12 protein-coding genes are annotated in these 11,624 nt (G+C 48.8%); 6 read left to right on the plus strand and 6 right to left on the minus strand.

Translation table 11 applies throughout. The annotated features are described in order from the left end of the window. Positions 1-72 precede the first annotated feature (72 nt). A complete protein-coding gene (locus tag DESTI_RS11440) occupies positions 73-711 on the plus strand; it encodes a helix-turn-helix domain-containing protein (RefSeq protein ID WP_014810122.1) in 639 nt (212 codons plus the stop codon). A gap of 18 nt (positions 712-729) precedes the next feature. Then, entirely contained in the window at positions 730-4,668 is a 3,939-nt protein-coding gene (locus tag DESTI_RS11445; protein ID WP_014810123.1) for a phage tail tape measure protein, read from the plus strand. Between the two features lie 2 nt (positions 4,669-4,670). On the opposite strand, the gene DESTI_RS31070 is transcribed toward DESTI_RS11445, so the two are convergent. The 4 genes from DESTI_RS31070 to DESTI_RS11460 all read right to left on the minus strand — a co-directional run bounded on the left by DESTI_RS31070 (position 4,671) and on the right by DESTI_RS11460 (position 6,318). Then, complete coding sequence (locus DESTI_RS31070) at positions 4,671-4,838, minus strand: hypothetical protein (RefSeq protein WP_014810124.1); 168 nt, start codon at positions 4,836-4,838, stop codon at positions 4,671-4,673. A 65-nt stretch (positions 4,839-4,903) separates the two neighbouring features. Further along, on the minus strand, positions 4,904-5,296 hold the full coding sequence (locus tag DESTI_RS11450) for a hypothetical protein (protein WP_014810125.1): 393 nt from the start codon (positions 5,294-5,296) through the stop codon (positions 4,904-4,906). Positions 5,297-5,343: 47 nt separating this feature from the next. Beyond that, positions 5,344-6,060 (minus strand): hypothetical protein, encoded by a 717-nt coding sequence (locus DESTI_RS31075; RefSeq protein ID WP_014810126.1) that lies wholly within the window; start codon positions 6,058-6,060, stop codon positions 5,344-5,346. A 57-nt stretch (positions 6,061-6,117) separates the two neighbouring features. After that, complete coding sequence (locus tag DESTI_RS11460) at positions 6,118-6,318, minus strand: hypothetical protein (protein ID WP_014810127.1); 201 nt, start codon at positions 6,316-6,318, stop codon at positions 6,118-6,120. 988 nt (positions 6,319-7,306) lie between these two features. On the opposite strand from DESTI_RS11460, the gene DESTI_RS11470 reads away from it, so the two are divergent. The 4 genes from DESTI_RS11470 (at position 7,307) to DESTI_RS11485 (ending at position 9,844) form a co-directional block, all read left to right on the plus strand. Further along, a complete protein-coding gene (locus DESTI_RS11470; RefSeq protein WP_014810129.1) occupies positions 7,307-7,528 on the plus strand; it encodes a hypothetical protein in 222 nt (73 codons plus the stop codon). Between the two features lie 365 nt (positions 7,529-7,893). Continuing rightward, positions 7,894-8,547, plus strand: coding sequence for a hypothetical protein (locus DESTI_RS11475; RefSeq protein WP_014810130.1), 654 nt, complete (start codon positions 7,894-7,896; stop codon positions 8,545-8,547). Positions 8,548-8,553: 6 nt separating this feature from the next. Then, positions 8,554-8,940, plus strand: coding sequence for a helix-turn-helix domain-containing protein (locus DESTI_RS11480; RefSeq protein WP_014810131.1), 387 nt, complete (start codon positions 8,554-8,556; stop codon positions 8,938-8,940). Positions 8,941-9,073: 133 nt separating this feature from the next. Further along, positions 9,074-9,844 carry a recombinase family protein gene (locus DESTI_RS11485; RefSeq protein ID WP_014810132.1) on the plus strand — a complete coding sequence of 257 codons (771 nt, stop codon included), beginning with the start codon at positions 9,074-9,076 and terminating at the stop codon, positions 9,842-9,844. Positions 9,845-10,277: 433 nt separating this feature from the next. On the opposite strand, the gene DESTI_RS11490 is transcribed toward DESTI_RS11485, so the two are convergent. Continuing rightward, complete coding sequence (locus DESTI_RS11490; RefSeq protein ID WP_014810133.1) at positions 10,278-10,979, minus strand: hypothetical protein; 702 nt, start codon at positions 10,977-10,979, stop codon at positions 10,278-10,280. A 75-nt stretch (positions 10,980-11,054) separates the two neighbouring features. Then, positions 11,055-11,564 carry a hypothetical protein gene (locus tag DESTI_RS11495; RefSeq protein WP_014810134.1) on the minus strand — a complete coding sequence of 170 codons (510 nt, stop codon included), beginning with the start codon at positions 11,562-11,564 and terminating at the stop codon, positions 11,055-11,057. Between the last annotated feature and the right edge of the window lie 60 nt (positions 11,565-11,624).

An 11,624-nucleotide genomic window follows, 5' to 3' on the forward strand; every position in this document is an offset into this window, starting at 1 on the left:
CCTCCGGCACTCATTTTTTCAATGATACAAAGACGACACGGCACACAGAAATTGATAGGACAGGCTACATACATGATAGCAGACCAGACGACAGGCGCGCAGTCTCTCACACCCACTAACACACCATCACACACACCATCTCTTCACGACCAGTTTTACGGAACAGACGTTTCCGAAAATGACCGGCTCTCATTCAGTCTACTACTTGAAAAAGTGTGCGATGGGCTCGGCCATTGGTATCTAGGGATTGACAGCGAATTCCAGAAAGACATATTGGCAGGTAGCAAGTTGTTTTGGGAGCGGCAAAGCAAACAGGCCGATGTGAAGGGTGAAACGGATAGCCGCACGACGGACACGAACGACCAGACAGCCGCTACCGTCAAAATCCAATGTGCAACAGAGCAGGTATGGACCGATCCGACACCTAATCATTTTGAAAAAATGGATGCTGGACCAGAGAAGCCGCGTTCGCGTAGACGGTCCAAAACAACGCAGAATCTCACACCGACAAGACTCAAACGTCTTCGCGAACAGATGGGTATTTCACAGTATCAGTTGGCGAATATGGCAGGGTGCATGCAACCCAGCATTTACAGGTTTGAGTATGGTCAAGTGAAAAACATTCGGAAAATAGAACCATCGGTTAGAGAGAAAATTGAACAGATTTTCAACACTCCATTTGCAGAATTGATGCAACCGTGTTCGGAATAACGGGAGGGAATTAGTATTATGGCAGATAACAATATTGGTATCAGTCTCATCATTAAAGCGGTTGACGCGGGAAGTCCTATACTTGAGAAGATCTCGGGTGCATTGGACAAGATCGGACTGAGTTCGACCAATGCGGGACAAAAAGCGGGCACGGCTGGCAATCAAATCAAGAATGCGTTTTCAGCGATCCCCGATCACCTGGACAAAATGAACAAAGCGGTTGAGAGCTTTTCAAACAAACTGGCCAGTATGGGCGCATCATTGACCGCCCTTGGCGCATCAATCACCGCGCCAATGGGTCTTGCAGTCAAAACCGCTGCTGATTTTGAAAACGAGATGAACAAGTTGCAGGCGTTTGGTGAGATTGATGTCAAGACGGACGCGGGACAGAAGGCGTTCAAGGCGTTATCTGATAAGGCGAGAGAATTAGGCGCGGCGACGCAGTTCACTGCTGCCGAAGTTGCGGCAGGTATGGGTGAGCTTGCAAAGGCGGGTTATTCTACAGAGCAGATTATCGCGTCGATAGGGCCGGCGCTCAATCTCGCATTTACTGAAGGGCGGTCCATGAAGGACACGGCCGAAGATTTGGTGAAGGTCTTGGCGTCTTTCGGTATGGGGGCGGATCAAGCGGGACGGGCTACGGATGTGTTGTCAAAGACGTCGCTTGCTACTACCACATCAATGTCAGGTCTGGTTGAAGGTCTCAAATACGTGGCATCCATGGCCAACAATGTTGGCATGAACATCGAGGAGACATCGGCGTACCTCGGCATATTCGCGCAAAACGGTGTTGATGCGTCTATGGCAGGAACCGGACTCCGGCGCATCCTGGGAGATCTATCAAACCCGACAAAAGAGGCGCGGGGCGCATTAGCAAACCTGGGAGTAGAGATCGCCAAGAATTCGGACGGGTCCGTCAATCTGACTAAGACGTTTGAACGGCTTGCAAAGAGCGGATTATCCACCGCGGACGCATTCAAAATCTTCGGCGACCAGGGCGGAAACGTTGCGATCACGGCAAGCAAGAATATCGATGCGATTAAGAAACTGACCGTTGAAAACGAAAATGCCAAGGGCAGTCTCGATAAGGTTGTCGGTATCATAAACAAAGGACTCGGCCCGGCCTGGAAGAATTTTTTGTCGGCGCTTCAAGAGGTAGCAATCGCATTGGCGGGCCCGTTTTTGGAGGCCTTAAAAGGAGCGCTTGATCAGGTATCCGCGTTTCTCAGGGGCGTGAGCGAATTTTCAAAGGCCCATCCAATCATAACACAGGCGATTACTGCCATAGTTGCGTCGTTTGGTCTGTTTGCCGCGGCTGCAGGAACTATCAGCCTGTCAATTGCTGGTGTCGGTTATGCTCTGGGTGGTCTGGGCACGGTGTTTGCGGGTAGCGGAATCTTGTCGATAGGATCCACTGTTGCATCCCTTATTCCCTCATGGGCGGGGCTTACCGCTGCAATCGGATCGTTTGTTTCAGCGCTCGGGACGGCAGGCACAGCAATCGCGGCATTCGCAAGCGGTCCTGTTGCCATTATAGCCGCGGCTGTTGCTGCGATTGTTGGTGCGGTTGCGGGCGGATATAAAATACTAAGTGACCGAGCAGAAGCAGCGGCAATCCAGGCGGAAACACTGAAGAAATCACAGGACGATTTACAACGTGCTATTGATGAAGGATTCGACCCCAAGGCTGCTATTAAAAGAGTTTCCGGAGCAGATCTGCAAAATGATCCGTATGTGGATTTAGTGGCAAAACGCAAACAGGCTGTTGCGGAATTCGTTGGTATTGGCGAACAGCTCACGCAAGCCAGAGAAAAAGACGCTCAAAGCTGGTTGCCCGGGAAATCTTCGGACACAAAGGCGGCTGAGAGAAACTTTGTCTTGGCGCGCCAAAACCTGGACGCGATTCAGGCGGAAATTAACGGGCGGATCGATCAGAAAGCGGCGGTTGAGGGGTTGGTGGTCGCTCACGAGAAGCTCGTCAATGCCCAAAAGCAAGAAGTTAAGACAAGCGAGGAACTCTTACAGCTTACCAAAAACCGATCTGAGGTTGAGTTAAAGCTCATTGGTGATTCTTTTAAGGACAAAGAGAACGCTTTCAAGTTGGAATTGGACCAGCGCAAAGTCGCTATTGAAGAGAGCACGAAGAGCACCGTTTTAACAGAACAACAGATCAATAATCTCATCACTTCAAGCTCACAGCAAAGAATACGGATTGCTGAAGCCGAGTATGCGGCAACACGTGCTGCGCGCGAGAAGAGCTTTAGCGAACAGCGTAGCATCTACGAAAACATGTTGAAAAGCGGCGAAGATGTCGCAAGTGCGAAAAAAGGCTTAGCGGAACTTGAAAAAGCGCAAACAGAAGCGCAGATTGCCGACCAGCGGCGACTCTCTGAAGCTGTGATGCAAGAAGCCCACACTCAACTCAATGCAAAATCGGACGCTATCAAAAAAATCAAGGATCTTGAAAAAGAATTGCAGTCCGAACAAGACTCCACTCAAGAAGCCCTGAAGGGGATTAGTGGAGCGTATCTCAATGAATACGGCAAAATAGAAACTAAACTTTTTGACATTAATGAAAAATTCAAACAAGCCACCAAATTAATTCCAACCATGCCTGAAAAGGCACTCGAGCTATTTAAACAAGTGAAGAGCGAAAGTGCCGGAATGGTCAATAATCTCGAGCAGTTCAATGATAAACTGCAAAAAGTCGCAAACAATACTCAGGATGCCTTGCGCCGCGTGAATCGATTTGGGGAGGAAGGGGCTGATAAATATAAACAGGCGGCCGGAGATGCCCGGTGGTTGGCAGAGCGGGCAAATCAAGCGATTGCCGGAGGAAAATTTCAGACGGCTGAGGGTTTATTCAACACACTTATGGCTACAGCAGAATCCCTACCTAGTGCCGTTAAGAAGACTGGGGATGCTGAAGTTGACAAAAGAAATCTTGAGGACGCAAAGCAAACCGCACGCGATTACATAGCCCTAGCAAGTGGCGGTTTAACAGATGTCATTAACCTTCAGAAATTACAAGCAGAAAAGACAAATGAGCAAGCGAAAAAGAACCTTGAGGCGGCTCAGAAACAAATCGAAGATCTGATTAAATCGCAAATTCAGAGTTCAAAAAACTTAATCACTGCGCTGAATGAAAATACCGCGGCACTGCGCGGGACGTCTGGAAACAACCAACAAGGCGGACAAGATGGTCCCGGGCAGGGGGGCGAGTCTGATTTACCCCCCAATTATACGCCGAGCGATTACACTCCACGTTATGACACCGGCTCGACAAACCTGGGGTACGATTACGGTTTTGGCGGCAGCTTGGGCGGCGGCTTGGGCGGTTATGATGGTTCCATGTCCGGGATGACCAAATATGCAGTGAACTCCCCCGAAGTTGGACGGTTGCTTGCTCAAACCGACAAGCTACTTGCAAAATCTCATGCGGAGAGTCAAACCATGGCAGCGCGTATGGATGCGCTAAGATACCTGGAAAGCGCCGCGAAAAATCTCGATTACAAAGAAAGAATGGGTTATTTCGGGACGTTAGGTCCGCAAGATGCGGCTGACCCTGAATTTGGTATGGGAGATAAAGACATCTCCGATGCGTTATATAGAATTTTGGGACGCGACACTTTCGATTTTGACGCAATGCGTGGGAATATAGATCGCATGTTGGGAGGCGCGTACGAGCGGGCAAAAACAACCGTTGACGGGGCGAAGGAAGCCCTTGACCCCCAAACCCAATTGAATAATCAAATCGGAGACATGACCCAAAGACTGGAAACCGTTTTTGACAATTTTAGCAACAAGTTTGAGTCAGTTATGGATGACGCTGGGGGCAGATTCGCAAGTACCACTGAACGTTCAATCGAAGACGCCTTTGGCAAGGGCATGCTCATGGAAGTCAACTTGAGCAATGACGACGGCGCCTCTCTCGGCAGTGTCCGGAGGATTATATAGGGTTAACTGAGTGTTATATCGTCTTTTACCGACTCTTTCGCTGTGTCTAACCACGCGTCAATCGTTTCAAAAAGCTCGGCGGTTTTCTGCAGCGCTTCAACCATTGTGGAGAATCCAGCGGCCATATTACGGACCAGCTCTTGCATTGCGGTAATCTCTTCGATCTTCATAAAAATACTCCGATAAGGATAATGGGGAGCGCGAAACACTCCCCTTGTTCATTTTCAACCCCACACTACCAAGCTCCGGTGAAGGTCCCGACAGGTGCATCAAATTTCTTCACGGGCTCGGATTCGGGAGAAACGTCAACACTGATTGAGCCACTCGTGAACAGACCATCAAATTTGCCCGCGATTTTCTGGAAATCGTAAGATGCTTGCTCGGATTTCGTGGTGTAAGCTGTCTCGCGGGGCGGTTCCGGTTCGGCCTGCTTCACTTCCGGCTTGACTTCCGGGAACATTGAGCTGATTCGAGTCTCAATCAACCCCAAGTCTTTACGCAGTGTCAACAATTCCGGACTCGGAAGAGGGGCGTTGCCACTCTTTTGCTTCAATTCCCGAATGCTGTCTCTTACACTCTGCATATTCTTTACTGCTGCAGACAAAGCGGTCATTATCGGGCCTTCCATGTGTATTCTCCTATCGTTTTTTACTATTTGAAAAAGACGCTGACGCACTATGCCACGTCAGCCACTAACGCTTGTTCTGTCCCGTCCACGGATGGGGAGAGGGGAGAATCAAGCGCATCATTAGCGGCGCGTTTCTCTTTGTTCCTTTTTTTTTCGGTCTCGGGTAGCCGATGTTTGCGAGGGTCCCGATTGCCGGTAATCTCGCACATCAAGTCTTCCCAAGATAGCTTCACACCACATCGATCTGTGAAAAATCTCTCGAAGACCTCGACAAATCCGCTTTTCCGACTTTCGCGGTGCGGTCGGGTGCGTTCGATTAGTTGAATATCATCAGCGCCAATGTTCCGAATGTTCGGCTGCGGATGGTCGCGTTCCCACTGTTCCAGGGATCTCACATTGAGATTGTTCATTTTCCACATTTTGAAGTCAGACGGGCGTAACATTGAAGCTGCAAAACGCTCGCGCTCAGAGCGCCACTCGACAGTCTGTTTGGAAACATCCAGCCGATGGAACTTGGAGACCTCCGCGGCAAGTTCGGCCTGGGACAACCCAAGTTCCGACCGTATTTTCTGCCAGAGACAAGGGGCCTTGGCCGTCTTTTGCGTGCAACGATGATACTGCAGACTAAAGCACGTCCCGATAACCTGTTCCAATATGGCGGGCTCCATGGCGTCACATGCGGCAAGTGCTTTGTGGAATCCCTTGTCTAATAACGCACATCGCAGCTCGTGTCTGTCTCTCGTGTATGCCAAAATACTTTCCATGTGAAATATTTCCTCTCTTACTATTGCAAAAGTGTCGTCAAGATCGTTTTCAAGTGACTACCATCCACGCAACGGGCGCCTGCGTTGTATGGCTGGCCTGTCTTGTCGATCTCCGGTAGACCGCAATCCTGCATCGATCAAATTGCGGATATACGCAGAGACTGTAATACCCCTCTGGGCGGCCAGATTGGCCAAAAGATCAGCAATGCTATTGCTCACCTTAACTGCAATGGTCTGATTGAATCCTTCGCGCTCCATAACATTTTGTCCTTGTGTGTTCGGCCTGTTTTGTAAGCAATTTGCCGGTCATCAGATATTTGAAATTGTGTCGTACCAAGCTCCCCATATATTGGGGTTCAATTCGAGAAAAGGTTTACCAAACTACGGACGGTTTGCAAACAAAAATATGCAGAATATGAGCGGATCCACGTAAGATTCCACATTCCATGATGCGCGCACAAAATCACATTGCCACACATCCACCGTTTCTTATACCCCAAAATGCCGCCAAAATGTGACAATTTACGTCAACCACTATCAACAAAGTTTACAGAACCACACGTCAAAATGTGTAAGCATAAATAGAACATATGCACCATGTGACAATAAATGTCATACTGCTGACGTCAAATGTCATTAATTGTGCCAAAGAGTGTCATAATACACATTGAGCACACATTAAACGCACAGTGAAATGTGGCCTGATACATTCTACTTAACTCTAACAACATTCATATCACACTTACCACACATTTTGGCATATCTTTTGCTCTATAAAACGACAACAGCGACACACAAATGGAAAAGGGAAGGATAGAAACAGACAAACAGAACGCAGCCAAACAGAGCAAAAAAGGACAGCGAAAGGCAGTAAGAGGCTGCCGACCCCGAAACACCGGAGAGGGAACAAAATCCCCTGGACACGGCGAGGAGAAGGGGGAAAGAGAAAACCGGACAACAATAAAAATCAGAAAGGATCTTCACCATGCGCCACACATACCATAGAGCATGGCACCTCACCGCCCCATGGAAACGAATCTCAAAGGAACACCTAACAACAGCACTGAGACAACTGTTTCCACCTCACGAAGTGCCCCACATGATAGACAAGATTGACCGCGGAGACATCCTCGAGACGCAGCACGCTTTTTATAAATGCGAAATGTGCAGATAATCACCAACACTCTATACCGGGGGGACTTCTCATACCCCCCGTTTACCCAACACATCCAAGGGAGACACACCCATGCCACACACGTTATACGCTGCAGACACCTACCGGGCCGCGCTAATGATGGACGATATACAGAACATCGTTGACTTGCTCGGCAAGGAACAAATCGACCTCGCGCGCCTGAAGTGCACCTACCACCTACGCGCAAACCTCCGGACCAATGAGCAAGATAAATACCGCAATATTGCCGCTGCAATTTGGAGCCGGGGTTATATGTGGCGGATAGCAGATTGACGGGAGAACGCGGCGCGCAAGCGCGTATGCCTGGGCATTTGAAAAGGATGGGAGAGGGGAGAGACGACAAGATCGCGCGACGTTATTCCGACTTCATAACGACTTCATAACGACTAGAGAGAAAGCTAGTCGCGCGAAATGCTTACGCTTTCAGAACGCGCCAATAAAACGAAAAGCCGGACTGGTGCTAAAAAAGCACTATGTTGGGCTTACTTATTTTTTGTCAAATCCGCTAAATTTAGTTTGACAGTGAGAACGCGCAAGAGTTACCATTTCATTAACCCCAAAACGGAATCGGGTGACTAAAAGACTGGTACTCTTTCAGTCACCCTAAGCCGCAAAACCTAACAAGGAGGCATTGCAGCATGGCCAAATCTTATTCTGCCCAAGACAAGAAATCAACAAGCGAAACAACTTATCAACAGGGGACGGGTCAGCCCGCTACCCTCGCGGAAACGTCCCCACTCACCGACCAGCTATCAACAGACGATGATATCGAGATCACGTTTGCCGACGAAACAAACCCCTCTCTTGATGATCCCACGTGCTCCGATTCTGTTTCCCTCACCATGGACACTGACAAACCCCTCACCCTGGACGATCCCGACGACGACATAACCACCCTGGACCACGAACCCCGAGATGTTCCCGACGACGAAAACGATCCCGACATCTCCATCGAATGGAACGATGAATCTTTCCCTTGGCCTACAGCCAAACCACTATCCGAACTCGAGCTTGCTGTCTGGAAAACATACCACATCCCGCTCCCCATCCTACCCGAAACAGGACTCCCCCCGTTGAACCATCTAATCGCCCCCCTCACTGAATGGGCTGGACCCGTTAAGGCCCTGATTGCGACTGCTACAGATTTGAATCTCGAAAGTATCGATTCAGACGATCTTGAAGCAGGAAAACGGGCTGAACGAGCCTTTTGCACTCTCAAAGCTGTGGAGCGGTTGTTTTCGGACCTGGACGTTTTGTTCGACGTATGGGGGAAGGCGCTGCACAAGAGGTAATCTATTATGACTGACGACGCTGCCCATGACCCCAAATATTCCACGTTCGTCAAGCGACTCGTCTCGTTTAAGAAGCGCAAGACGAACGGACAGAAAGCTGAGACTGACGAACAATTCTGCGACCGCCTGGGAATATCCATTTCCCGGTTCAGGTCTTGGCTTTACAAAGGCACTGAACCAGATATCCCAAGTCTACTGCATCTCTCGGAAACTCTCGACGTGTCTCCCGATTGGCTCTACCTAGGACGCGGCCACTCCGTCGAATATCTGAGAGACGAAGGGCTGAGAGTCACACGGATCCCAAGAGAACCGCTCGAGATTGTCGAAGAAATCGAAGCGGAAGAAGCGGCAAGAGAGACAGAGCCCCACAAAAAGAGGCGAAAAATTTCGTAGAAATTGGTGACAGGTACCCAACCACCCCATAGGGGCAACACTTTTCAAAAAAAAATGAAGCTGAACCCGGGGGGGGGTGACCATAGAAGGTCCGCTCCCCTCGGGCTTTCCACTCGAAAGGATGTGCGACAATATGAAGCGAGCTGCCATATATACTCGAGTCAGCACAGAAGATCAGGCTGAGAACGGAGTCAGTCTCGAGAACCAATCCGAGAGGATTCGGGAATATTGCTCATATAAGAATCTCGAGATTGTGGTTGAAATCGAAGATGCTGGTGTGTCTGGCGGTCTGAACAAAAGCCGTGAAGGATTCATGAAACTCCTGGATCTTGCAGAGAACGGTCAAATCGATTGCATCGTCTTCTATTCCCTGGAAAGACTCTCGAGAGACATGTTGACCATGCTTACCCTCGAGCGCCTGTTTGAAGATCATAATGTAGAGCTACATACCGTTGATGGACAGGTTGATACATCCACTCCGGACGGATTCATGCAGTTCGCAATGAAGAGTTTTCTCGGGGAAATGGAGCGCAGGCAAATCAAATACCGGACCAAGAAAGCCATGCAGCACAAGAAACAGAATGGACACGTAACAGGCGCCGTATGCTACGGTTACACTGAGAAGATCGTCAGTATCAATGGACGTGAGAAGCCGCTGAGAGTTTTACAACTGTATGAACCAGAACAGGAAATCATCCGGTCCGTCAACACGATGTATCAGACCGGGAAACGTCTGTCTCAGATCGTATGCTCATTGAACAGCAATGGAATCACGACTCGAGAAGGAAAAGGCTGGACACCACAACAGGTCAAGCGGCTCATACCTGGATATGAGAACTGCTTCAAGAAATCCAAGACACGGATTTCCGTTGCCGCTCGAGCCTTCATCGAAGCTATAGCATGATCGAAAAATAACACGGGGTGCGCCTCGTTATTTTTTTGAGACATCATGTCGAATTCCAAACAAAGAAAACCCCGTGGAGAGCGGGGTTTTTCCCATTAAGGGGAAACAAATATGGAAAGAAACTGACATCTTTCTTATCCGCTTTTCCGGTATTTTGCCAACAAATAATGAGTAATCGTGAAGAAATTCCCGCTGTTCCTGCACTCTCTCACCCGGGTCTATGCCAGGTTGTCACCCGTCTTTTACCCGACAGTCACCTGACGATCACTCCAATGCTACCCATGCCGCACTCACGTCTCACCTACCAGACACCCAAGGTCCAACAGGGGAGGTGTCACAGCAATTGGTGAGCGGGTGTCACTGTGTTACATTTACGCCAATTGCGCCACATTCACAAATAAGAATCATTACTATTTAGATATTTGTGGCACTTTTAATTAATGTGTGCCATTTCAACAGAATCGCCTTGATGATCGAACCGCCACCAAGGATCGGGTTGTTTGTTCCAATCGAATCCGTTGAGACTGAGTATTCGGAATCGATTTCTTTGGCTCAATCTCACCCATCCAGGACCGGATTGACGTTTCCACCTCGTGAAGGTGGACTCTGTGACACCGATAGGTTGTCTCCGTGAGTCATCACACACAGAATGTCGTTTCGTAACACTCACAAGGAATCGTGCCAAGTGTTCGTCTGTGAAGCACTCAATGGATTCAACACAGAGCCAGTTGGCGTTTAGTGGATCATCTCCGCACATCCACGACTCTTTTTGTGCCAGGTGAGCCATGCGAAAGACGAGATTGTTATAGATGTGTGGAGCAGGATCAATGATTGTGCGGGACGTGGACAGGTCACAGATCACAGTGCTCCACCGGTTGCGTGCCATGACACAGATGAAGGGGATTTGGTTGTCTGTGCAATACTGATAATACGTGGAGATTTCTGGAATGTCTCGGGACGTTCGATGTCCAACAATCGAATAGAGATAATCATTGTGGGTAATCGCACGTTCGATTGTTCGGCGTCCACGATAGTCCAGGTGAGTGAAGCGAGGGTCCGAATCTGCCCATCTATGAACAGGTTCGTTGCGGGCATTCAAGGGGATAGCATTCGACAAAGCCGCGTAAGTTTTCATAGTGACTCCTGGTAATAATTACGTTCAAATCCTCGAAATTCGAGGTAAGGCAATTCAAGTAATAAATTTGAAAAGTTAGCTGTTCCCTTTCTCTTCTTTGTTTTCACATCCGTTGAGCCACTCGAGCCGTTCGGGTTTGCCGGACTTCATGCAAAAATTGCCGGTCGGGACCTGGGGAGTGCGTAAGTGTGTGCAGTAGAGGCATGATGTTTGCGGGGCGTCGGGAAAGGGATTGATTCCGAGTTTTTCCATGAGCGTGAAATAGTCAATAAAGCCGAGTCTACATTTTTTTAAAAGTCCTTCTAATTCTGGTTGTTCCTCGATTCTTCGCCTTACCTCTTCCCGCCGATCTTCCGGGATAAGGAAGAGGGCGGAAGCTGGGGTTGTTTTGTGTGCGTTAATTTGGGTTGTTTTTGGATTGGGATGCTGTTGTTCTTGCTCGTTTTGGTCTGGTTTTTCTGTTTCTGTTTCCGATTCTGTCTCTATTTTTGTTTCATTTGGCACAAATTCATGTTTTGTGGCACGACCATTAGGTGCTGATTGCATGCTGCTTTTGTCTTTGAATAACTCGAATACGTTGACCATTTTAGACCTCGTTTTGGCTCGTTTCTACATTTCTACATTGAATCTACATAAGTTCCTACA

Source organism: Desulfomonile tiedjei DSM 6799 (assembly GCF_000266945.1).
In the GTDB taxonomy this organism is placed as follows: Bacteria; Desulfobacterota; Desulfomonilia; order Desulfomonilales; family Desulfomonilaceae; genus Desulfomonile; species Desulfomonile tiedjei.